Below are 24,236 nucleotides of genomic sequence, written 5' to 3'. Positions count from 1 at the left end.
ATGAAAGTTACACAAATTAATGTCGATAAAGATATGAGTATATCAGATTTGATTAATCAGTTTGATGAATCGGGCGTTTTAGGTGCAGGAAGAGTTGCTCGAGCATGTAATATATTGGCTGATATGATTTCAGATGAAGACATGAATGTATTTTTAAGTTTGGGCGGTCCTTTAATACCTGGTGGCATGAGAAATATCGTGACAAAAATGATTAATGAAGGGCATGTCAACTTAATTGTTTCAAGTGGAGCAAATATCACCCATGACCTTGTTGAGGCATTTGGAGGATCTCATTATCGCCATGAAGGAAAGGATGATGAAGAATTGAATGAGGAAGGAATAGGTAGAATCGCAGATATTAATGTCGGATCTGATGATTTCACCATATTTGAAACTGAAATAACTAAAATATTTGAAAGGATAGCTAGTAAAAAGAAGGTTATTTCAATTCAGGAACTGCTTCATGAAATTGGTCTTTTAGTTGATGATGAAAACTCATTTGTTGCAACTGCCGCAAGAAATAACGTTCCCATATTTGCGCCAGGTCTTATTGACTCAATGATGGGTCTTCAATTATGGATTTTTACCCAAGACCATGATTTTACTGTTAGTGCCGCTGGAGATATGCCTTATCTGTCGGATATAGTTTTCGAATCTGAAAAAGTTGGAGCGATACTTTTAGGCGGCGGATTGACTAAACATTACACTTTAGCTTCAAACGTGATTAAAGGTGGCCTGGATGCAGCTATTCAAATCACAATGGACAGGCCTGAAGCGGGCAGTTTAGGCGGGGCACCACTTGAAGAAGCAAAATCCTGGGCTAAAGCAAGATGCGGATCCAGTCTTGCCAGTGTGGTTGGTGATGTTACAGTTATTTTTCCGTTGGTTTATGCAGCTGCCCTAGACAAAATCAGTAATGATTAAATTATTTTAAATGCCCTACATCTCTGTAGGAACTGTTTTTGAAAGTTTTAATTAAAAAAAGAAGTTAAAAAGGAATTTGAAATTCCTTTTTAGTTGTTTAGTCTCCGAGTTCAACACCCATTTTACCTGCAACTCTTGCAAGCAATACAGTAACGATTACTGCAATTATGGTTACAACAATAGCATAAATGAATAAATTAGGAAGAGAATTTCCTCCATCCATGAATGTTGCAATTAATTTTTGGATTGCGTCATTCCATGCTAAACCTGCAACGAATGCGAATGCAGTTGTTATTAATCCTAAGATTGTTTCCATGATTAATTTTGTTACTTCAGATGCCATACTTTTCACCTCCATTTAACCAATTCTGTTCAGAGATAATAAGAACAATAATATTTTTATTTTTTTAATATAAAATAGTTTAGCTTAAATTGAGTGAGTCTATTAATTGTTTACATGATTCTTGGGGATTTTCAGATTCATAAATACTGCGTCCAACTATGATTGCATTGGAATATTCTAGAGTTTTTTTACCGTCGCCGCCTTGTTTTCCGACACCTGGTGAGATGATGAATGCATCTTCACCAACAATCTGGCGAATATCTGAAAGCCTGTCAAGCCTTGTGGCAGGTGCAACATAGTTTGTAATTCCCATGTCAACCCCCATTTGCGCAATGGCATCAGCATTTTTCTGCAGAAACATTTTGGCTCCAGGATGTGACATTTCTGTCAGAAGGAATAATTCCTTTTCGTGCTTGTTCGCCATGTCAAGGCAGGCTTTAACGCTGTCAGAACCTACGAATCCATGGCAGATTATTGCATCGGCGCCTGCCTTGAATGTTTCATCGCAGATCTTTTCATTTGTTGCATCAATGTCGGCCACTTTGAAATCACAAATCACCTTGAATCCAAACTTGTCTTTTAAAGTTTTAATTATTTCAAGTCCTTCAGCAAGCGCTAACGGGTATCCGATTTTTATTGTATCAATGTAGTCTTTAACTGATTCGCAAATTTCAATTGCTTCACTTTCGCTCATCACGTCAAGTGCTAAAATTAAGTTGTTTTTGATATTCATCTTATCCTCTTGTCCAATTAATTTCATAAAATAATTTGGTTTGCCTAAATTTAGTTTAGTGTATTACTAATAATATTTATATATAATAAGGTATATAATAACATTATCAATAAAACTTTAATAATATTTAACTATAATTTAAATTTTTATTGAGTAGTTTATCAAATTGTATTGATAGGTTATTTGGAGGAAATTATTTATGCATATTATGGAAGGATATTTACCTGTCGAGTGGTGTATCATATGGTTCGTCGTTGCAATCATATTCGTCGCTTACGGTATTTATCAAATTAAGAAAATTGTAGATGAAACCCCTGAATCCAAAGCTTTACTCGCAGTAAGTGGTGCATTCATGTTCATCTTATCATCTTTGAAATTACCTTCTGTTACTGGAAGTTGTTCTCACCCTTGTGGTAACGGATTAGGTGCAGCATTATTTGGTCCTGCAGTAACTGCAGTGTTAGCAGCTATCGTACTTATCTTCCAAGCACTTTTACTCGCTCACGGAGGTTTAACCACCTTAGGTGCAAACATTGTTTCAATGGGTATTACCGGACCAATCGTCGCATGGCTTGTATACAAAGGTTTAACTAAAGCTAATGTTTCTTCTACCATTGCAATTTTCTTTGCAGCATTTTTAGGAGATTTATTAACTTATGTAGCAACTTCATTCCAATTAGCATTCGCATTCCCATCTCCTAGTTTCAGCGAATCATTAGTGAAATTCTTGGTTATTTTCGCAGTAACTCAAGTACCATTAGCTATTGGTGAAGGTATCTTAACAGTAATTATCTGGGACAGATTAAAAGCATACAAACCAAAATTGTTAGATAAACTCGGTGCATTAGCTCCTAATGAAGCATAAGGTGATTTAAATGAAAACATCAACATTAATAATTTTAGCAATTATTTGTATTATATTGTTTATAGCACCATTAATAATGTATAATGGTTTAACTGAAGATGATGGAAAATTCACTGGAGCAGACGATGCAGCTGGTGAAGCAATTGAGGAATCAGGTTTCAAACCATGGTTTTCATCAATTTGGGAACCCCCTAGTGGTGAAATAGAAAGTTTATTATTCGCTCTTCAAGCAGCTATAGGTGCACTAATTATTGGTTATGCATTCGGTTACTGGAGAGGACAAGGTAAAGAAGAATAGATTTTCTTCTTTATATCTATTTTTTTTTAAAGTGATCTTATGAAATTCGATATGGATTATATTGCGCATAACAATGCTTTAACTGAAACAAATCCCTTTTTTAAATTGATTTTAACAATCGTCCTGTTGATTGTTACGTTAGTGCTTGATAATCTGTATTTCGATGTATTCATTTTTGTTGTAATGTCAATTGTCATTTTAGCAATTGCAAAAATTAACTATAAATCTTATTTGAAATTTCTGTCACTTCCAATGGCATTTCTTGTTATAACATGTATCTTTTTAATATTCTTCTTTGGAAAAGGAGAAGTCATTTATGAAACAGGAATATTCGGCATTGTAGTCACTACCGATTCCTGGCATTATGGTGTTTATACATTTATGAGGGTAATGGGATGCTTGCCTTGTCTAGGATTTTTAGCACTCACAACACCTATTGCAAAAATTTTGCACTGTCTAGGCCGTTTGAAAGTTCCAAAAATCATGATTGAAATAGGTCTTCTGATGTATAATACGATTTTCATTTTCTTGAATGAAATCGACACCATGCAAAAAGCCCAGAACAGTAGATTGGGATATCATTCTTACGTTTCATCTTTCAAATCTTTAGGAGCTCTTGCAAGTACAATATTTTTAAGGGCTCTTGATAAAAGTGAAACATTACAGCATTCTCTTGATTCTAGAGGGTATGATGGTGAATTACCGGTTTATGAACCAAGGAAGGGGAAATAATGCTAGAAGTTAAAAATATAAAATATTCATATAACTCAAAATATCAAGCACTGAAAGGCGTCAGCTTAAAGGTTGAAAGGGGAGAGATGGTCTCACTTTTAGGAAAGAACGGTGCTGGTAAATCAACCTTATTTTTACATCTAAACGGTATTTATGAACCAGAGGAAGGTAAGGTCTTCATTGATGGTGAAGAATTGAAATACGATAAGAAATCCTTGCTTAAGTTCAGGCAAAAAGTCGGAATAGTATTTCAAAATCCAGATGATCAGATATTCGCACCAACAGTTGAAGAGGACGTTGCATTCGGACCTCTTAATTTAGGATTGTCAATGGAAGAGGTTCAGGATAGGGTTGAAGAGGCTCTTGCCCGTGTTGGCATGAGCGGATTTGAAAAAACCGCACCCCATCATTTGAGTGGAGGTCAAAAGAAAAGAGTAGCTATTGCAGGCATTCTTGCAATGAAGCCTGAAGTCATGGTTTTGGATGAGCCTACAGCTGGTCTTGACCCTCAGGGTGTTGTTGATTTGTCTAAACTGTTGAAGGAACTTAATGAAGAAGGAATTACAATCATAATTTCCACTCATGAAGTTGACTTGGTTCCTGATTACGCTTCTAAAGTTTTCGTTTTGGTTGATGGTCTGTTGATAGGTGAAGGAACTCCAAAGGAGATTTTTTCACAGCCTGACATTCTTGAAACGGCAAATCTTAAGGTTCCTATTGTCACTGAGTTATTCCAACAGCTTGAAGAGGAAGGATTTGATATGGAAGGGGATTATCCTCTGACTATCGGTGAAGCTAAGGACAAGTTTTTGAAACTTTTAAATAAAGGCTAATTTTTTTTAAACGAATTTTTTAATTCTTATTTTTTTCATTTTTGACTAAACATTTATATTATTAAAAACATATTTTTTTGTAAGGTGAATTTACATGAGAATTGGAATTTGTGACACTACATTTGCCCGCTTTGACATGGCCGCAGCCGCTATTGATGAGCTTAAAAATAATGCTCATGATTTAAAAATTATTCGTGAAACAGTTCCTGGCGTCAAGGACTTGCCGGTAACTGCAAAAATTCTCATTGAAGAGGAAAATTGCGATATTGTAATGGCACTTGGAATGCCTGGGCCAATGGAAAAAGACAAGATGTGCGCTCATGAAGCGTCAACAGGTCTTATCAATGCGCAGCTAATGACAAACACTCATATATTGGAAGTGTTTGTGCATGAGGATGAGGAAGAAGACCCGGTAGAGCTTGCAAAACTGGCTGAGAATAGGGCCCGTGAACATGCGCAAAACTTGATAAAAATGATGTATCACAGAAAAGCAATGAGAAAGGAAGCTGGAATGGGAATGCGTGAAGGAAAAGAGGATGCAGGACCATTATAAAATAAGGGTGTAAAATGGGATTTAAAATATCTGAGGAAGATAAGGAATCTACATACATTATTCTTCCTGCTTATAATGAGGAAACTAGAATCCAGCCGGTTATTGAAGAGATAGCCAAGAAAGGATTTAAAATGGTCATCGTTAATGACGGTTCTTCAGATAATACTTTAGAGGTTATTAAGGAATCCCAAAGAAAATATCCTAAAAATATTTTTATTTATTCTCATATTATTAATCGTGGCGTTGGAGTTGCAATGCAAACAGGATTTGAAGCCGTCTTAAGGTATGATCCTAAATATATAGTGAATATGGACTCGGATGGACAGCACTCAGTCGATGATTTGGAAAACGTTTTGGAGCCTTTAGTCACTGGCAGGGCTCAAGCCGTAATCGGCGCAAGACCTCTAAAGGACATGCCTACAACCAGAAATTTTGCAAATGCAATAATGAACCTGTTAACCAGAATTTTTTACAGGGTCGATGTCAGCGATTCGCAAACTGGATTTAGGGCACTAACCATTGATGCATTAAACAAGATAAGCATCAATTCCAGAGGATATTTGATATCTTCAGAATTCATCAGAGAAATCAATGACAATGATATTCCATTTGAGGAAGTTCCAATCAAGACAATCTACACTCCCGAAACACAGGCAAAGGGAACAAACGTTTCTGTTGCATTGAAGATTATGTTCCAGATGATTAGAGATCAATTTTAAGGTGAAAATATGTTTTTGTATTCTTTTATATTTCCAATTATTTCCATAATATCTATTGTGGGCATTATTATAAGGTATAGTCATGGTAAGAATTCATTAAGCACGGTTATTGTGTGGTCTGCATTTTGGATTTTTGTTATTCTATTTTCCATTTTCCCAGATTTCAGTAGCACATTCGCTAGGATATTTGGTATAACCCGTGGTTTGGACTTTATAATTATTTTAGTGTTTGTAATATTATTCTATATCATTTTAAAAATGTATTTCATTGTTGATAAGATGCAAGACAATCTAAATGAAATAGTGAAGGAAGTCGCATTAAAAAACGAAATCACTCTTGACGATGAAGAGGAATAATTTATGTTATATTTTAGAGGATGCACTGCACGCGAAAAGCTGCCGAACATTCAAAAGGCAACCGAAGCGCTCCTGAAAAAAGCAGATGTTGACTATCATATTCTGGATGATGAGAAATGCTGCGGGTCAGTTTTGCTTAGGACAGGCTTCGAAGATGAGGCAAGGTCTCAAATAGAAAAAAACACCGAAATTCTTAAAGGCGAAAGAATATTGACTTCCTGTGCAGGTTGCTATAAAACTCTAAAGGACGATTATGAAGGATTGGATGTAGTTCACATATCACAATTATTGGATGAATTGATTAAAGAGGGAAAGCTTAATTTTTCTAAAAAGGATTTGGATGTCACCTACCATGATTCATGTCATTTGGGTCGCCATTCCAATGTGTTTGATGAGCCAAGGGATGTCATCGGCTCATTAGCGAACCTGGTTGAAATGGAAAATATCAAGGAGGATAGCTTGTGCTGCGGTGCCGGAGGGGGCGTGAAGTCAGCTTATCCTGAAATCGCTTCCCAGATGGCAGACTTAAGAATAAGACAAGCCTTGAAAACAGATTGTGAAATATTGGTAACTCCATGTCCATTCTGTAAGCTTAATCTGGAAAATGATGATTTGGAAGTTCTCGATTTGACTGAATTTTTAGTGGAATATGGTGATGTGGATGAAATCTAGTGAACTTGAAACCATGAGGAAATCTTTTGATACTGTTAAAAAAAGGTCAAATTCCATCAAGGAGTCTGCATCCATTAAACGACTTGAAAAAAGGTGTCGTGAAATCAAAGAGTATTCCATTGAAAATAATGAGGAGTTATTGAATCAAGCTATCGAGTCATTTAAGCGGAATGACATTGAAGTCAAGATGGCGAAAACTTCAAATGATGCATTGGATATTATTGATGAATTACTTGCTGAATATAAGACAACCGCTATCGCCAAAGCCAAATCCAATACTTTAGGCGAAATCAATCTTAAGGGTCATTTTGATGGTGGCGATATTGATGTTATTGAAACAGACCTTGGAGATAGGATATTGCAGCTTAAAAAAATAGACAATAAGCCAGTTCATCCGACAGGGCCTGCCTCTCATTTGAACATTTCAAAGATCACTGACATTGTTAATGACTCTCTTGATGCAAACGTCAATCCCGAAGCCAGGGAAATCATGGAGCTTGTGAGAAGTGATGTGCTGAAACGTCTTGAAAGTGCAAGAGTAGGTATAAGTGGAGCCAATGCAATAGCCGCCGAGGAGGGGTCCCTTGTGATGGTTCACAATGAGGGCAATATTTCCATAGTTTCACTAAAAGATTTGCATATAATTGTAGCTGGAATCGATAAAATAGTGCCTACTTTGGAAGACGCAATATCGATTGTAAAACTTGAAACCATTTTTGCAACCGGAAGCTATGTCACCTCATACATGAATGTGGTGTCCGGCCCGTCAAAAACTGCAGACATCGAAAAGAAGCTGTTGAAAAACATGTATGGTGCTGAAAGGGTGGTCGTAATATTGTTGGACAATGGAAGAAGCGAGGCAAACCCTGAATGTCTATACTGCATTGGCTGCGGAAACTGTGTTGTTCACTGTCCAGTTTATAATGCGGTTGGAAATGAGTTCGGATTTAATAATTATTTGGGCGGTCGTGGCGTTGCAATGTCAAAATTCATAGAAGATGATGAGACCTGCTATAATTCAGGCCTATACATGTGCACTTTATGCGGATTATGCACTCTGAATTGTCCTGTTGCAATTCCAACAAATGAGATTATTGAAAACATGAGGAAATTGTCAGCCGATGCGGGATTCTATCCGAAGGCACACGGCAAAATCAAAGACAATGTTTTCAAAAATGATTCCCCATATTAACTCTATTTTTTTAACAAAACAATAGTCTTATAAATAATAAAGAAGTAATATTATTATATTATAAAATTATATTTTATTGGAGGAAATATATGCTTCTATTAATAAGTCCTATAAATCGTGAAGAAGCTCTAGAATCTATTAAAGGAGGAGCAGACATTGTTGATGTGAAAAATCCTAAGGAAGGCTCTTTAGGCGCTAATTTCCCATGGGTTATTAAGGAAATAAGGGAATTAACTCCTGAAGACAAGCTTGTAAGCGCTACTTTAGGTGATGTGCCTTACAAACCGGGTACAGTTTCCCTTGCAGCAATGGGCGCTCATGTTTCAGGAGCGGATTATATTAAAGTCGGATTATATGGAACAAAAGACCATGACGAAGCTGTCGAAGTCATGGAAAATGTTGTAAAGACTGTAAAAGATGTTAGTGAAGATACAATTATTGTAGCTGCAGGATATGCGGATGCTCATCGTGTCGGCGCTGTCGGACCTATGGAGATTCCAAAGGTTGCAAAGGATGCCGGCTGCGATTTGGCCATGCTTGACACTGCAGTTAAAGATGGTCATACATTATTTGATTATTTGGATATTGACCAGTTAAAAGAGTTTGTTGAAGAGGCTCACAGCTATGATTTGTTGACTGCACTTGCAGGTTCCGTTAAAAAGGATCAACTAAAACCGTTGCATGACATCGGATGTGATGTTGTCGGCATTAGGGGAGCTGCCTGTGTTGGCGGTGATAGAAACACCGGTAAGATACACCATACTGCAGTAGCTGAGCTTAAGGATTTATGTGATTCATTCTAATGGGTGTTATTTATGTCATATTCTAAAAAAGTTCAAGAAGCAAGAATGTCTTATACTTTTGATGATTTTCTTTTAACTCCTAATGCAAGTTATGTTGAACCTAAGGACATTGATACAAAAATAGAGTTAGGCAAAGGAATTAAACTTAATATTCCAGTTTTAAGTGCAGCTATGGATACTGTAACTGAAGCTGAACTTGCAATTGCCATGGCACAGGAAGGTGGTGTCGGAGTTATTCACAGAAACATCACACAGGAAAGGCAAGTTGAAGAGGTAAAGAAGGTAAAATCAGCTGAAGACTTGACAATTCGTGATGTTGTTACTATTTCACAGGATTCCACTATTGCTGATGTTCAGGAAATCATGAGAGACGAGCTTATAAGCGGTCTTCCAGTTGTAGAAGGGGATGAAATTATCGGAATTATATCCAAAAGGGATATCAGACCGGTTTTAAACTCTGAACCTGATAAAACAGTTAAGGACATCATGACTTCCGATGTCGTGACTGTTGAAGAGGGAGTCACTGCTGAAGAGGCATTGAATGTCGCTTATGAAAATAAGGTTGAAAGGCTTCCTGTTGTTCATGACGGCAAATTGGTGGGAATCATCACAATTAAGGATATTCTAAACAGGGATCAGTACCCGAATGCGGCACGTGATAAGGATGGTAACTTTTTGGTTGCAGCCGCTTGCGGTCCGTTTGATTTGGACAGGGCAATGGCTCTTGATCAGGCCGGTGCTGACATCATTTCCATTGACTGTGCCCATGCTCATAACATGAATGTGGTCAAGTTCACTGAAACCATTAAAGATAATATCGATGCAGAATTATGCGTTGGTAACATTGCAACAGGAGAGGCTGCTGAAGACTTGATATCCATGGGCGTGGATGCGCTTAAGGTAGGAATAGGTCCGGGATCAATGTGTACCACCCGTATTGTTGCAGGTGTAGGTGTGCCACAACTAACTGCCATTTCAGATGTTGCTGATGCAGCGGTAGATTCAGGCATTCCTGTCATTGCTGATGGTGGTATCAGATACTCTGGAGATGTTGCTAAAGCCATAGGTGCTGGAGCAGATGCAGTAATGCTTGGTAACTTGCTTGCGGCTTCCTTGGAAGCTCCTGGCGAAATCGTTGTAATGAACGGTAAGCAATACAAAAAGTACCGTGGAATGGGTTCCATGGGTGCAATGACCAGTGAGTTTGATGGCGGAGCAGACAGATACTTCCAAGGCCAGAAAAGTAAGATGAACCACACTAAGTATGTTCCGGAAGGAATTGAAGGCGCTGTACCATACAGGGGAACAATCGCTGAAATTCTATTCCAGCTAGTGGGCGGTTTGAAATCATCCATGGGTTATTGCGGTGCAAAAGACATCGATGCAATGAAACAAAAGGCAAGATTCGTTAGAATTACAAGCAGTGGAATTAAGGAATCCCACCCTCATGACTTGTTAATCACTAATGAAAGCCCTAATTATCCAACTTTCGAATAGTTGGATTTCATTTAATATTATATTTTGATGGGAATACAGTAAAATATTTGATTTATAGGGGGAAGCATTTTCTCATCAAAATTATTTATATTTTATTTAAAAAATCGTGTTTTTTATCAAATAAACTATTTTTAAGCAAACCTTTAAATAATAGTAACTACTATATTATCATATTAGATAATTTTATGATTATTTTAGATAATCTATGCAAATTCAAGGAATTTGCATTTTTTAATTAAATTTTATTTATTACGGAGAGAATATAAATGGCAAGAACTAAAAAAGTAGGTATCACAGGAAGGTTCGGTGCAAGATACGGAAGAAAAGCAAAAAGATCTGTTAAAATCATTGAAGAAAACATGAAAAAGAATCATGTTTGTCCAAAATGCGACAGGCCTTATGTAAAAAGACAAGCTGCCGGAATCTGGAAATGCAAAAAATGTGGTGCAGTGTTCACCGGAGGAGCTTACATTCCACAAACTCCTATGGCAAAATCTGCAGCACGCAGTATAAGAGACATCCAAGTGGAGGAATAAGCCTTGTATAGATGTCCACGTTGTGGAGCAGAAGTAGACCATAAAAGCTACATGGAAAATAAATGTCCTAAATGCAGATATAGGATTTTATTTAAAAATGTTCCAGAAACTACTAGAATCATAAAAGCAAGATAATTTATTCTGCTTTTACTATATTTTTTTACTATTTTTGATTTAAATGTTGATTTCAACTTCTAGGAAGCCTTCTCAAAAGACCAGGAAGTTCTGTAAAAATTTAGCTCGATTAACTGATTCAACTTCCGTTAACCGGGGCAAGATGAATATGCGCGAACTTCTCCTGAAAGCCCTGGAAGTGGATGAATTCAACCTGGCTGTCGTGAATGAAATTAAGGGAAACCCAAGTAAAATCACTTTCTATTCAAATAAGGGAGAAGTTTTGCTTGTAATTCTCATTAGTGTTGTTATGGATAATGAAAAGCTTAACATGGCGCCATCTAAATTGAAAATGGTTTCAAACATTAAGAGATTAGATGTTTTGAGCGATATCCTGGATTTGGATTTAGTGGACAAGGCAGAGGACAATTACATACTTGTTCGTGACGATGAAGATCTAGTGGCTAAGATTAATTTCATTAATAAATTTGGAGATAAGCTCAATTTCCAAATCAACGTTAAAAAGATTTTAGAGGCGGCACATGATTGATGAAACCCCTCTTGAATCAGTTAAAAGCAACATAACTGTAGAGTTTGAAAGTGCCGATCAGGCAAAAATAATTTACGATGCCATTATCCTGGAGTTTGAGACCGCTCCCGACTTCAGGTCATCTATGACAATTGACTTGGAGGGGTCCAATATCATAATAGATATAGACGCTCAGGATTCAACATCATTTAGGGCTTCTGTCAATTCAGCCATTAAATGGATTAATCTGGCATTGGAGATAAATAATTTGACAATAAAATAATATTTATAAAATAACTATAAAATAATAAATAGGTGATAATATGGAGATTCCTGAAAATATTCAACATCAATTAAATCAGTTTCAACAGTTACAACAACAAGCTCAAGCTGTAACCATGCAAGTTCAAAATGTTGAAATTCAAATTCAAGAAACTGAAAAAGCATTGGAAGAACTAAAAAAGACTGATGAGAATACCGAAGTGTTCAAGCAAGCTGGAACTTTACTTATTAAAGTGGAATATGCAGACGCATTAGCTGAAATGGAAGATAAATTGGAAACCCTTCAATTAAGAAAACAGACCATGACCCGCCAAGAGGAAAGAGTCATGAAAAAGCTTGAAGAGATGCAATCCACTATCCAAAACGCAATGCAAGGTATGGGCCAATAGGCTTAATACTTTATTTTCTTTTTTTTAGATTAACATGTCAAAGCTTAAAAAACTATCCCAAAGCGATTTATCCACAATTTCCGATGACTTCGGTGAAATTCTAGGCCAGGAAGTCTCAAAGAATATTTCAACCAAGGAAGTTGAGGATTTGGATTTGGATATTGTCATCAGCTATGAAAATGACCAGCTGGATGTTGATGTTGACGTTGGAGTAATTTTCGATGAGCTTTCCCAAATCAACCAGGACCAGATCATGAAAGCTATTGACGGCGCTTATTTAAGGTTTGATTCCTATATCGACGAGAATTTTAGAGTTTAATTATTTTTTTTAAATTCCCAGTAATACTTTTTTTATAATTTTTATTAGCATATGTAATACTTTTTTATAAAAAAGTATTTATACTATTAAAATAAATTATTATGTAGAGAGTTTGAAGTATGCCAATAGCTTAGCAATATTAGTACAAACACGAATTATTATCTTTCAAATTTCCCTCTTCTAATACTTCAAACTTTTTTCACTTTATTTTTTTCAAATTTACTTTATCAATCTGATTTTATCATTTTTTGACAATTTTGACATGCTTAAAAATGGCAATTTTATAAAAATTAGGAATAATGATTATTTTGTTTATTTTTTTTATATAAAATTAAATGTTTTTTATTTTTTATGCAATGTTATTAAAAATAATTTATTCAATTATACTTTAATTTTTCTAAAATAGAGTAACATTTATATACTATGTGATGTAATCTATTAGTAGAGGTCGAAACGCCTTGTTATAACTAAATTGATCATTATTTTTATTATTCGAAATTAGGCTAAAAAAACATTTTTAGCTTAATTTTCCTCCTATATTTTTTTTTAAAATTTTTATACTTTGATATTCTAACTATTATCATGATTAAGAAAATACCTGTTATAGATTTAAAACAACACCAGGCCGTTAGTGGCAAATCCGGCATGAGGGACACATACACGCCATTAAGCACTGTTTTTGCACCTTCCGCAAATCCTGTTGAAATTGCCCAGGGATTAAAATTGAACGGCGCCGATGAGATGTACATTGCCGATTTGGACCTGATTGAGTCTCAAGGCCATAACATTAACGACATTAAGATGGTCAATACGATTCTGCCCGTGATGTTTGATGGCGGCGTGAAGGATGTAGAATCCTTTGAATTTTTCCTGGATTACGCATATAAGGTAATCGTTCCGACCGAAACAATAAAAAGCATTGAAGAGATGGAATTAATATTTGAAAAGTATCCTAAAGAAAGGATTGTCGTAAGCGTGGACGTTAAAAATGACGAGTTGTACTCCAAGAATTTCGATTTGTCCCTTAAGGAATTTAAGGAGATATTGAAAGTTTTAGATCCAAATGAAATAATTCTTCTAGACATTTCCGGTGTGGGAACAGAGAAGGGATATAATGAGTATTTGTTGAAGGAGTTTGAAGAGCTGAAGGATAAATTGATTATTGCCGGTGGGTTGAATAAGAAATCCATCGGCGAGCTGGATTCACTTGGAATAAAAAAAGTATTGATAGGCACAAGTCTGCATTCCGGTGAAGTCAGACTTCTAGACTAAACATTTACAAAACTGTAAACTATTAAGTGTTCATAATTATTTAACAAATAATATATCTCTTAAATAAAAATTGTTATCATTTAATAACTTTTTTCATGGGGAAAATTATGTTAACTTAAAAAAAATAGAAGGTGATAAAAAATGGATTTGACAGATATTGGAATTGAAGAAGGGCAGAAATATGAAGGGATTTACACTACCATGAGCAGGGACGGTGTAAAAAATGCAGCACCAATAGGAATTGTATGCAAAGGCAAAGACAAACTTGGATGCAGATTATTTGTCGGCACCACAACACTGAAAAACATTATGGAAACACGGAAATATGTTGTAAATATAACCTTTGATCCTATAAATTTTGTAAATTCAACCATCGGAAACTTGGATATTGAAGAGTTTACAGATGACGATGACATTGCAATATTGAAAAATGCAGAGGCATATATCATTTGTGATGTCACAGACATTAGAAAAATGGACCCGATTAAAGACCATGTAACATCAAATGGAGAAGCTTATATCATAAGCAGCGATGTTGTGGAAATCGTCAAAAACAATCCATGTGCAAAGGCTTTAAACCGAGGTGTATTTGCGCTTCTGGAATGCCTTACAAACTATACACGACTTGACCTTGTAAGTAAGCAGCAGCAGGATTATTTCATCGGAAGGTTTAATGAGAACTATCGTATGATTAAGAGGGTTTCCGGACAAGACACGGTAAAAGCCATGGAAATTCTTAAAAACAGCATGATAGAAAAGGGTTTTGATGTTGAATAGAACATCATTTTGCCTTTAATTTCAGCAGAACGCATCAATCGGCGCTGAATCCAAACTGGTCGGCAAAAGCTGGTAAAAAATGTGGGTTTTTGAGTGTTGCAGTTATATGTGATATAAATTATATGCTTTTGATGGAAAATAATTTTAAGAAAAACGCATTGAAAAATAAGGGGATATTAGGTAAAAGTCTATAAAACGATTACAGTTCCATAAAGCTTCTAGACTAAAACACTTAAAACCACATATGGGAATATACAAGCAATAACGAATAATGCAATACCTAAACCTAATTTAGGTCTGTTTTCATCTAGAGATCCGGAAATTATTAATAATATTGCAAAAAATCCAAAAATTACTGGAAGAATGTGTGAAAATATTGTTGTTCCGACTACTGCCATTTTAAATCACTACTATAATTTTAATTTTCTAATTATATAAATATAACTTTATTCGTTTTTAATTTGGGTTTCAATAAGTTTTTTATTGTATTGCTTTAAAAAGTAATAACAATGAGAATTGATAAACATCATCATCACAAAAAAGCAGGTGAGAATTTAGCGTTTGTGTTTTTTATGAACCTGACGTTCAACATAATTGTCATTGTAGGAGGTCTTGCAACCAACAGTATGGCAATTCTTGCAGACTGCATTCATGACTTGTCGGATACCATTTCAATAGCTTTGGCATGGTTTTTGGAGCATGTCGCCCAAAAGGATTCTACAGATAACTATTCCTATGGATATCAGAGGTTTTCAATTTTGGGTGCAGTAATAATTTCCGTTTTTGTAATAATCATGGCATTGGTAATTCTTCAGGAAGCCATTCCAAGACTATTTTCTCCTGAAGGTGTCGATGCTGAAGGAATGCTTCTCGTTGCAATTGTTGGAATAATATTCAAATCGATATCAGTCTATCGATTGCATGGCGGTGAGACTTTCAATGAGAAAGCCATTCTATTCCATCAGCTTGGTGATGTCTTTGAATGGGTGGCCATTTTGATATTGGGCATTGTATTGATGTTTTGGGATGGCGCTTCCTACTTGGATCCGTTTGTATCAATTGGAATTGCATTGTGGCTAATATTTAACCTTGCAAGAAACTTGTACAAGTCCATTGAAGTACTGCTTCAAAAGACACCGGACCATTTTGATGTCGATGAATTTAAAAGTGCAATTTCAGCAATCGATGGCGTCAATGCCATTGATGACTTTCATATCTGGTCTCTTGACGGTATCGATTCTGTCATGACCCTAAAAGTCGATGTCGATTTTGGAAAGAATGTGGAAGACATTAAAGAGGAAATCTATTCCATTTCAAGTAAGTATCATGTTGTGGATATCACCATTGAACTTGACTAAAGTTTTATATTCTATTAAACCATATTCATTCTTATGACGCTTGTTGTTATTGGACCGGTTACAAGGGATTTGGTGATTATCGGTGATGTTGAATCTCATAAAACTGGTGGAGCAACCTATTTTCAATCATTTGTTTATGAAGAGTTTTTTGATGATTACATGGCTGTCGTAAACTGCTCGGATGAAGAATTAGTAGAAGAGTTTCCAAATTCGGATAAGGTTAAGGTAATCTTAAAGGATGATACTCATTATTTCATAAACAGATATCCGTTTAAGAATAATCCGGATATCCGGGAACAATCAAGCAACTTCGCCCAGATTCCAATCCTAAAGAGTGATTTGGAAGGTATTCTGGAGGATGTTGATGTTGAGGGGTTTGTAATAAATCCATTGAACCATTATGATTTTCCGCAGGAGACCATGGAATATCTAAAAACTTTCGACGTTCCGATCTTCACCTCAATTCAGGGATTTTTAAGAGTTCCCGACATTAAAGTAAATGACAATTACACTATAAAATTAAGTGATTTTGACGAGATGGCCAATGTTTTACGAGGTGTTTCTGCAATATTTTTGGATGAGGCGGAATCAACCATGATTGGTCAGGGCTTTGATGTAGATGAGATGGTGATAACCAACGGTTCTCACGGCTCTAGGATAGTTTCGGATTCGGAAATCAAAATCAAGGCCGTAAAGTGTGATAATGTTGTGGATACGACAGGTTGTGGAGATACGTATATGGCGGCCTATGTTTCTCAAAGATTATTGGGCAATACTCAAAAGCAAGCGGGTGATTTCGCTTCTTTGATAGCTAGCCGAAAAATAGAAAACTTCGGACCATTCAATAGCAAAGAATAATCTTTTTACAAAAATAATCTCTGTTTCATCATTTAATCATTATTTTATTATTTTTTCATTGCTTTTAATCAATTTTAATAACTTTTAGAAAACTTTATTAATATATATTATAATAATTATATATGTATATTGAATTTTTTAAACACTACAAAGGGTCATCATGATAAACAAATCAACTAATATAATCGAGAAGGAATTTAAAAACTTACGTAAGGAGCTTTTGGATTTAACCTTAAGAAATCAGCTTCTTAACTTCAAGACAAGAGCAAAAACTATCACTATAGTAAATCAATCTCCTATAAATCTTTTCCAGACATTGGTCCTGCAAGAAAACAAAATGTATTTTGTGGCAAATAAGAAAGACAAAAAGGAAGACAAATCCTCAGTATGGGACCACATTCCATTTGACATATCAATCTTTTCGGAAGGCGACAAGAAGTTGGCCACTGACTTGACCCCAAAGGAACTTCAAAAGAGATTATATTACATAAATAACCAGGCTAAGACAATGCTTCAAGAGCAGGGTTACAATATCCTGTATTTGGCAGTTGGATTTTTGCAATGGAAAGACAAATCCAAGCCTAAGCAGAAGAACAATGCCCCTTTGGTGTTGATTCCAGTTGCAATGGAGAGGAAAAAGGTTGGAGAGTCATTCAACCTTGAATGGACTGGAGAGGATATTCAAACAAATATTTCACTTAAAGCCAAATTATTGGAAGCTGGCATTGAGCTCCCCGATTTTGAATTCAAGAGATATGGTGAAGTCATTGACCATTATATTTCAAGCGTCCGCCGTGCAGTCAGCAGAATGGACGGATGGGAAGTAAACAGCAATGTGGCTTTAGGTTTCTTTAGTTTTACTAAATTTGTAATGTATAATGATTTAAACCCTGAAGCATGGGCAGACAATGTAGATTTAACCAAAAACGAATTGATACAAGCTATTTTCAACCCTGCAAAAAATAGTCAGGAAGCATTCAGGGAAGAAGACATTGACTCCCAGCTTGAATACAGGAGCATGTATCAGGTTTTGGATGCCGATTCATCACAGATTGCAGCGATTCAGGATGTCAAGGCAGGGCGCAATCTGGTTGTAGAGGGTCCGCCTGGAACCGGTAAATCACAGACAATCGTAAATCTAATTGCCGAGTTGCTTGCAGAGGGCAAATCAGTTTTATTCGTATCAGAAAAGATGGCGGCACTCGATGTTGTAAAAGACAGGCTAACAGGAGTGGGCCTTGGCAAGTTCGTACTGGAACTGCATTCGCATAAGACCAGGCGTAAGAAATTCCTCAAGGATTTGCAAAAGGCAACCAATGTGCGCGCTCAGGACCCATTGAACATTGACCAGACCATTCGCAAACTGGAAACCTTGCGCCGTCAACTGGATGATTACTCTCAAATTATTCATGAACCCGCATTTGCGGTTAACCTATCCCCGTTCCAGTTGTATGGAATGAAGGAATCTGCCGATGACCATTTCGCTCGAAAAAATGAGATAATGCCGTTGGTAAGATTTGAAAATCCGGAATATGTTTCCCTGAAAGACCTGGATGATATGAAAATAGCTTTAGAGAACCTGGCTGAACTGTATCAGACAATCTCCAAAGAAAATCCTTGGAGCAAATGCTCTCCAAAGAGTTTGCTTCCTGCTGATTTAAGGGAAATTGAAATGCTGATTAACGATTCACTGCATTCCTTGGATAATTTCCTTGTTGAGCGTGGAAGAGTCTATGACATTTACGGAATTAAAAAGCCAGATACCCTAAATGAGTTTCAAAATTCGCTTTCAGCATTTGAAATTATAAAATCTCAGAATGCGGAACTAATCGATGGAAGCATATTGAAGTCAGGAGCATGGAACAGCAACAATGATGATGCATATAAGCTAATCAATGAGCTTGAAAAATATCAGAAATATTCCAAAAGCTTAAACAAGTTCAATCAAAGCATTTATCAGGCAGATATTGACGGATTAATCTATGAATTAAGAAACATTTCCAACAAGAAATTCAGATTCTTTAACAACAAGCAGCATATAGAGCTTGTCGAAAGGTATTACGCATATCCGGTCAGTGGAAGCATTGATGAAATTATAAAAGATCTGCAAGAGGCAAAAGCAATAATCAAAATGAGAAAGACTCTTGAAGCTAATGAGGCATTAGGCAAAAAGTATTTCGGAGGATATTGGCACTTAAATGCAAATCCTGATGATTTGAAAGCCATTGCCCGTTGGATGAGCGAATTCACAGCCCTTGTGCGTGAAGGAACATTTTCCGAAAACACCATTGACCTTATGAGCAAGGACCTGTTTGACATTAAACCGGAAAGGGACCTTGCAGAATATATTGATGCGGGCGAGGAATTTGTCCGTGTTCTCTCAAAGCTTAAAGACAAATTGAATCCAAGAAGCAAGCTTATCTTTAAAAGGGAAACAGGTGATGTGACTTTTGAGGCATGGCAGGAACAGCTTTACAATTGGAGAGGCCAGCTTTCAAGCCTTCATCTTTGGTCCCAATACCTGAATACAAAAAATGCGCTTAAATCGTCCAATGCAAAAATGTTCGTAGATCCAATAGAAAAAAGAAACATTAAAAAAGAAGATATCGAAGCATTGGTTGATGGAAACTTCGCAGATTCACTCTTAAACATATTATTTGTTCAAAATCAGGAATTGGCAACATTTGTTGGGGAACTCCATGAAAATAGAATTCGCGAATTTAAGGATTTGGATAAGAAAATCCTTTCTTTAAACCGTAAAAGAATTTTCCATAAGCTAAACAGCAATATCCCTAAGATTTTCGGAGGGACCGAAAATCCTCAAGCCAAGATACTTGCAGGTGAGTTTACAAGAAAAAGCGGACACATGCCGGTGAGAAAACTTCTGGAAAGGGCTGGTGGAATGATAAAACAAATCAAGCCTTGTTTTATGATGTCCCCACTATCCATTGCACAATATCTGGACCCGACAAATGAGGAATTGCAATTTGATGTTGTCATTTTTGATGAAGCAAGTCAAGTTAAACCGGAAGATGCCCTTGGGGCTTTCATGAGAGGTAAAACAGCTGTCGTGATGGGCGATACACAGCAATTGCCTCCAACTTCATTTTTTGATCAGATGTCTGATGCCGACAGTGATGAGGAAGAGGCAACATCACTGGATATGGAAAGCATCCTTCATTTATGCAAACTGTCATTCCCGGTTAAGATGCTTAAGTGGCACTACCGTTCCCGCCATGAGTCTTTGATTACCGTTTCAAACAGGGAATTCTATGACGATGATTTATTGGTCTATCCGTCTCCGTCACACAATGACCCTGAACTCGGTTTGAAATTCCATTATAATCCAAATACTGCATACCATAGGGGTTCATCATCTGCAAACCCTCTCGAAGCACAGGACGTTGCAGATGAAATATTCAATCATTTTGAAAAGTATGGCGAATCAAAAAGTTTGGGTGTTGGAACATTTTCCGTCGCTCAGAAAAATGCAATATTGGAAGCCCTGGAAGTTAAACGTAAGGAAAGACCTGAATTTGAACCTTTGTTCTCTGATAATAGGGAAGAGCGTTTCTTTGTCAAAAACCTTGAAACAATTCAGGGGGATGAAAGGGATGTCATATTAATCAGTGTAGGTTATGGGTTCGACCAGGACGGAAAGATGTCTCTCAATTTCGGTCCTTTAAATCAGGATGGTGGAGAAAGACGTTTGAATGTTCTAATCACACGTGCAAGAGAAAAATGTGTGGTATTTTCAAATTTCAAAGCTTATGACATGAATTTAACAGCAAATCCTCCGTATGGTGTTAAATCCTTAAAGGAATTCCTTGAATATGCTGAAAATCTGACTTTAGGAACCAACAGCTCTGACTCATATTTAAAAGAACCGTTTGAAGATGTGATAGCTAGCTTCTTAGAGGAAAAAGGATACCAGGTAGACAGGCAAATAGGATGCGCTGGTTTCAGAGTTGATCTGGCTATTGTCGATGATGAGAATCCTGGAAAATACATATTGGGAATCACCACTGATGGAAAGATGTATTCCTCAAGCAAAGTGGCCCGTGATAGGGACAGGCTCCGTGAGCAGGTATTGACCGGCCTTGGATGGAAACTTTATCATTTATGGTCCACAGATTGGTATAGGAACAGGGATTTGGGTCGAAAAAAACTTTTGGACTTTGTTGAAAAATCAATTAAGAAGACTAGGGAAGAGGAAAAGCGCAAATCCGAAGAAGCTAAACAATTAGCTGAGAAAAGAAGATTGGAAGCTGAGAAAAAAGCAGAAGAATTGCGTTTAGCTCGTGAAAGAGAAGAAGCTGAAAGGCAAGCTCAAGAAGAAAATGATGAGGAAGTAAATCCTGAAGATATAGGTCCAAGCGATTTTGTAGAAGTCGAAAAGGTCGATGAGGGAGATGTTTTAGAAAAACCAATCGACGTTAGCGCGATGGATCCGTCAGAGTTATTTGAAAAAGAAGATGAAAAGGTCGAAAATGAGAGTAATGTCGAAAAGCCCGCCCCATCTGAATTCGTAACCATAAATGAAAGCGATGAGAAAACAGATTATGCTAGCGACCCTTCAGAATTTGTTGATGGAGACTCATTAGATAAAGCTAGTGATGAAAATGCATCCGAACAGTTAAACGATGATGCAAACAAACCTGATGAAGCCAGTGATGTTAATATAGATAATGATGTAAAATCCGATGAAAGCAATGATGATTCTGAAGTGTGGGAATCACAGGAGGAACCTACCAGTCAAAATGATGATGCAGAAGTGTGGGAATCTGATGAAGGCGTTTCCCCTGAAGACAATGCTGAAGTATGGGAAGAAGATAAGGATTATGCGGATGAAAAAGACGATTCCACTTCAAAGTCATGGGCTCAAAAAATAAAGTCTAAATTTAAACATGATTCTGATGATGAGTCTGACAAGGATTCCATTTTCTCAACACTTAAATTCGGTAAGGATTTAGGTAATGATTCTGATTTGGATGAGAATATTAAAGAAGACATTGCAAGCGATATTAAGAAGGATGAATCTGAATCTAATGAAGATGAACCGGCTAAATCAGATAATGTGGATTTGGGTTCTGATGATGATTACATTTATGTAGACCACAGCAATGATGAATCATCTGAAGACATTAAGGAAGATGAATTCGATATTGAGGATTATGTTGCTCATGAAGAGATAAAAGCTGATGATGACATAGCTTCTAGAGAGGATGCTCCTGAAAGCGAAATTAAAGACAAAAAAACTAGAGGTCCAATTTTCAAGGATAAGGTCAATTTAAAATCAGGTGGGGATTTAGAAAAAGAGAATGTTTCCCGTGAAGAAAATCTAAATTCAAGTGATGAATATGATTTGGGAAGTGAGGACATTCCTGCAAAAGAAGATGCCAGTTTTGATTCTCAAAGCGTTAATGATGAGGGACCGGCTAAATCAGATAATGTTGATTTGGGTTCTGATGATGATTATATATATGTGGACCATACTAATGACGAGCCTTCAAGCTTTAAAGATGAGGATGCTGATTACAGCAAAGAGGAACCTTCTAGCTTTGAAGAGGAGAATGTCGATTTGGAAAGTGAAAACACCTCTCAAGTCGGTGAGGTCCACCAGGCCAAAGTCAAATCTAAAAGAACAGATTTCGTCAAGTCAATTATTTCCGATGTTGTCAGCGGTGAATCTAAATTGGAGCCTGAAATTATAGAGACTTTAAGGGGAGAAATCATCGATGAAGAGGATGACATCCAATCACACAAGCCAGCCCCTGAAGACGAATTTGTCGTTGAGGCGGAAATCATAACAGGTGATGCAGATGACATTCCGCTTGAAAGGCCAACTCCAAAAAGGGATTTCGAACAGGAGGATGAAGAGCTAAATATATTTACAGACACATTGCCTGATTTGGACAATGACGAATATGATGAACTTCATGAAGAGGCAACTAGGGTAATCGATAATGCAATGAGTGAATTCATGAATGAGATTTTTGACGATAATCAAAGAATTGGCGAGGAAAGCATAGGCAATCATTATGTGGATGAGGAGATTGAAAGCGTTGATGCAGATATTCCTGAAGATGAAGGCATTACTTCTAAGGAGAGTATTCCGGATTATGAGAGCAGGGAAATCGAAAATGAAAATTTAGACATCCCTGATGATAATCAAAAGGAAACACCTGAAGCTTATGAGGATGACATGTACTTTAAAGGAGCGAATGACGTTACAAATCCTTTAAGAAAAAATAATGTTTATTATAAAGACCATAAAAGCAAGTCCCTTAAAGATTCAATAAGGGGCATTAAAAAGGACATGCAGTACATTAACAAATCACTAAATGAAATCGAAAACCCGACCCAAATCGATTATGTCTCTGTTGTGGATAGGACTGAAGAGTACAATCCTGAGGATTACTTGTCAAGGCCGAGTGACGATGACTCTGACAAGATTATTCAAATGGAAGAGGAAATGACTTTCGCTGAAAAAGAAGAGCAAAGAATCAGCGAAGAGCTAATGAGAGAAAGGCTTGAAAAAGAAATAGCTAGTGATGATGATGTTATTGTCACTGTCAACGAGCAGCATAGGCGTGAAGAACTTAAAGATCAAGCTTTGGAAGACATTATTAAAACGGCCAATGATGATTACAAGGAAATCGAAAAGGAAAGATTCCAGAATAACAATAAGCTAAAAGCATTTGATGATAAAAAGCTTCCGGGCAAAAGAAAACTTGAAGATGAAATAATAGGTTATGTTGAAGCCACAGACATTGGCCTATCCTCTCAAGAGGATTTATATTCCCAACCGATTGCCAATGTATCCAAATCAATCAACAACATTGTGGATATTGAAGGGCCTATACATGTTAAAGAACTGACCAACAGGGTTAAATCCAGCTGCAATATCAAACGGGCAGGCTCTAACTTGAAAAAGACTGTCAACAGGGCTATTGATGAATCTGAAAAGTCAGGAGACATTATTAGAATTGGTGATTTCCTATATGATGCTTCAAACAATAATGTTATTGTCAGAAAAAGGGACAAGCCGAATATTGAATTGATATCCGATGAGGAAATTGCAAAAAGCATCGAACTAGTTTTAATTCATAAGTCTGATGTTACCACCAAACAGATAGCTAAAGAAACCTCACGTAATTTTGGATTTAAATCCACATCCAAAAAGACCGCTTCCAGAATCAACGGTGTGTTGGACTTGATGATTGCAAACAATCGCGTTAAAATTGTCAATGATTATGTTGAACTTAATTAGGTGAGATT

At 36.6% G+C, this 24,236-nt stretch carries 26 protein-coding genes; 23 read left to right on the top strand and 3 right to left on the bottom strand.

The genetic code is table 11. The annotated features are described in order from the left end of the window. Entirely contained in the window at window positions 1-924 is a 924-nt protein-coding gene (locus tag IJE64_RS07150; protein WP_292784048.1) for a deoxyhypusine synthase, read from the top strand. 97 nt (window positions 925-1,021) lie between these two features. On the opposite strand, the gene IJE64_RS07145 is transcribed toward IJE64_RS07150, so the two are convergent. Together IJE64_RS07145 and pyrF are read right to left on the bottom strand one after the other, a co-directional pair. Next, window positions 1,022-1,267: a DUF5654 family protein gene (locus IJE64_RS07145; RefSeq protein ID WP_292784045.1), complete on the bottom strand. Its 246-nt coding sequence runs from the start codon at window positions 1,265-1,267 to the stop codon at window positions 1,022-1,024. Window positions 1,268-1,346: 79 nt separating this feature from the next. Then, window positions 1,347-2,000: an orotidine-5'-phosphate decarboxylase gene (gene pyrF / locus IJE64_RS07140; RefSeq protein WP_292784124.1), complete on the bottom strand. Its 654-nt coding sequence runs from the start codon at window positions 1,998-2,000 to the stop codon at window positions 1,347-1,349. Window positions 2,001-2,199: 199 nt separating this feature from the next. On the opposite strand from pyrF, the gene cbiM reads away from it, so the two are divergent. The 19 genes from cbiM to IJE64_RS07045 all read left to right on the top strand — a co-directional run bounded on the left by cbiM (window position 2,200) and on the right by IJE64_RS07045 (window position 14,739). Then, complete coding sequence (gene cbiM, locus IJE64_RS07135) at window positions 2,200-2,865, top strand: cobalt ECF transporter S component CbiM (protein WP_292784042.1); 666 nt, start codon at window positions 2,200-2,202, stop codon at window positions 2,863-2,865. 10 nt (window positions 2,866-2,875) lie between these two features. Next, the gene (locus IJE64_RS07130; RefSeq protein ID WP_292784039.1) at window positions 2,876-3,163 is read left to right on the top strand and encodes an energy-coupling factor ABC transporter substrate-binding protein; all 288 of its coding nucleotides are present in this window, start codon (window positions 2,876-2,878) and stop codon (window positions 3,161-3,163) included. A 39-nt stretch (window positions 3,164-3,202) separates the two neighbouring features. Further along, on the top strand, window positions 3,203-3,895 hold the full coding sequence (gene cbiQ / locus IJE64_RS07125) for a cobalt ECF transporter T component CbiQ (protein WP_292784036.1): 693 nt from the start codon (window positions 3,203-3,205) through the stop codon (window positions 3,893-3,895). Then, complete coding sequence (locus IJE64_RS07120; protein WP_292784032.1) at window positions 3,895-4,728, top strand: ATP-binding cassette domain-containing protein; 834 nt, start codon at window positions 3,895-3,897, stop codon at window positions 4,726-4,728. The genes cbiQ and IJE64_RS07120 overlap by 1 nt, the downstream gene beginning before the upstream one ends. A gap of 94 nt (window positions 4,729-4,822) precedes the next feature. Further along, window positions 4,823-5,281, top strand: coding sequence for a riboflavin synthase (ribC, locus tag IJE64_RS07115; RefSeq protein WP_292784029.1), 459 nt, complete (start codon window positions 4,823-4,825; stop codon window positions 5,279-5,281). A 14-nt stretch (window positions 5,282-5,295) separates the two neighbouring features. Further along, window positions 5,296-6,000: a glycosyltransferase family 2 protein gene (locus IJE64_RS07110; protein WP_292784027.1), complete on the top strand. Its 705-nt coding sequence runs from the start codon at window positions 5,296-5,298 to the stop codon at window positions 5,998-6,000. 9 nt (window positions 6,001-6,009) lie between these two features. After that, entirely contained in the window at window positions 6,010-6,357 is a 348-nt protein-coding gene (locus IJE64_RS07105) for a DUF2304 family protein (protein ID WP_292784025.1), read from the top strand. A gap of 3 nt (window positions 6,358-6,360) precedes the next feature. Beyond that, window positions 6,361-7,029: a (Fe-S)-binding protein gene (locus IJE64_RS07100; RefSeq protein WP_292784022.1), complete on the top strand. Its 669-nt coding sequence runs from the start codon at window positions 6,361-6,363 to the stop codon at window positions 7,027-7,029. Continuing rightward, entirely contained in the window at window positions 7,019-8,221 is a 1,203-nt protein-coding gene (locus tag IJE64_RS07095; protein WP_292784020.1) for an LUD domain-containing protein, read from the top strand. The genes IJE64_RS07100 and IJE64_RS07095 overlap by 11 nt, the downstream gene beginning before the upstream one ends. Window positions 8,222-8,310: 89 nt before the next feature. Continuing rightward, window positions 8,311-9,024, top strand: a complete 714-nt coding sequence (locus IJE64_RS07090; protein ID WP_292784017.1) for a (5-formylfuran-3-yl)methyl phosphate synthase — start codon at window positions 8,311-8,313, stop codon at window positions 9,022-9,024. A gap of 12 nt (window positions 9,025-9,036) precedes the next feature. Then, window positions 9,037-10,521, top strand: a complete 1,485-nt coding sequence (gene guaB / locus IJE64_RS07085; RefSeq protein ID WP_292784014.1) for an IMP dehydrogenase — start codon at window positions 9,037-9,039, stop codon at window positions 10,519-10,521. 266 nt (window positions 10,522-10,787) lie between these two features. Next, complete coding sequence (rpl37A, locus tag IJE64_RS07080) at window positions 10,788-11,057, top strand: 50S ribosomal protein L37Ae (RefSeq protein WP_292784011.1); 270 nt, start codon at window positions 10,788-10,790, stop codon at window positions 11,055-11,057. A 3-nt stretch (window positions 11,058-11,060) separates the two neighbouring features. After that, window positions 11,061-11,192, top strand: coding sequence for a DNA-directed RNA polymerase subunit P (locus IJE64_RS07075; protein ID WP_082706360.1), 132 nt, complete (start codon window positions 11,061-11,063; stop codon window positions 11,190-11,192). 43 nt (window positions 11,193-11,235) lie between these two features. Then, the gene (locus IJE64_RS07070; protein ID WP_292784008.1) at window positions 11,236-11,721 is read left to right on the top strand and encodes a Brix domain-containing protein; all 486 of its coding nucleotides are present in this window, start codon (window positions 11,236-11,238) and stop codon (window positions 11,719-11,721) included. Next, window positions 11,714-11,983: a KEOPS complex subunit Pcc1 gene (locus IJE64_RS07065; protein WP_292784005.1), complete on the top strand. Its 270-nt coding sequence runs from the start codon at window positions 11,714-11,716 to the stop codon at window positions 11,981-11,983. The genes IJE64_RS07070 and IJE64_RS07065 overlap by 8 nt, the downstream gene beginning before the upstream one ends. A gap of 40 nt (window positions 11,984-12,023) precedes the next feature. Then, window positions 12,024-12,371 (top strand): prefoldin subunit beta, encoded by a 348-nt coding sequence (locus IJE64_RS07060; RefSeq protein ID WP_292784003.1) that lies wholly within the window; start codon window positions 12,024-12,026, stop codon window positions 12,369-12,371. 34 nt (window positions 12,372-12,405) lie between these two features. After that, a complete protein-coding gene (locus IJE64_RS07055; RefSeq protein WP_292784000.1) occupies window positions 12,406-12,690 on the top strand; it encodes a DUF3194 domain-containing protein in 285 nt (94 codons plus the stop codon). A 582-nt stretch (window positions 12,691-13,272) separates the two neighbouring features. Further along, window positions 13,273-13,962 carry a HisA/HisF family protein gene (locus IJE64_RS07050; protein WP_292783998.1) on the top strand — a complete coding sequence of 230 codons (690 nt, stop codon included), beginning with the start codon at window positions 13,273-13,275 and terminating at the stop codon, window positions 13,960-13,962. Between the two features lie 141 nt (window positions 13,963-14,103). Beyond that, window positions 14,104-14,739, top strand: coding sequence for a DUF447 domain-containing protein (locus tag IJE64_RS07045; RefSeq protein WP_292783996.1), 636 nt, complete (start codon window positions 14,104-14,106; stop codon window positions 14,737-14,739). A gap of 218 nt (window positions 14,740-14,957) precedes the next feature. On the opposite strand, the gene IJE64_RS07040 is transcribed toward IJE64_RS07045, so the two are convergent. Beyond that, on the bottom strand, window positions 14,958-15,137 hold the full coding sequence (locus tag IJE64_RS07040) for a hypothetical protein (protein ID WP_292783993.1): 180 nt from the start codon (window positions 15,135-15,137) through the stop codon (window positions 14,958-14,960). Window positions 15,138-15,248: 111 nt separating this feature from the next. On the opposite strand from IJE64_RS07040, the gene IJE64_RS07035 reads away from it, so the two are divergent. From IJE64_RS07035 to IJE64_RS07025, 3 genes are all read left to right on the top strand, one after another. Beyond that, the gene (locus IJE64_RS07035) at window positions 15,249-16,097 is read left to right on the top strand and encodes a cation diffusion facilitator family transporter (protein WP_292783990.1); all 849 of its coding nucleotides are present in this window, start codon (window positions 15,249-15,251) and stop codon (window positions 16,095-16,097) included. A gap of 33 nt (window positions 16,098-16,130) precedes the next feature. Then, window positions 16,131-16,955 (top strand): PfkB family carbohydrate kinase, encoded by an 825-nt coding sequence (locus IJE64_RS07030; RefSeq protein ID WP_292783987.1) that lies wholly within the window; start codon window positions 16,131-16,133, stop codon window positions 16,953-16,955. A gap of 160 nt (window positions 16,956-17,115) precedes the next feature. Next, window positions 17,116-24,228, top strand: a complete 7,113-nt coding sequence (locus IJE64_RS07025; protein ID WP_292783984.1) for a DUF3320 domain-containing protein — start codon at window positions 17,116-17,118, stop codon at window positions 24,226-24,228. Window positions 24,229-24,236: the final 8 nt, after the last annotated feature.

Source organism: Methanobrevibacter sp. (assembly GCF_017409525.1).
Lineage (GTDB): Archaea > Methanobacteriota > Methanobacteria > Methanobacteriales > Methanobacteriaceae > Methanocatella.
The sequence above is the reverse complement of the archived record's forward strand: the minus strand, read 5'-3'. Positions and strand labels throughout refer to the sequence as shown.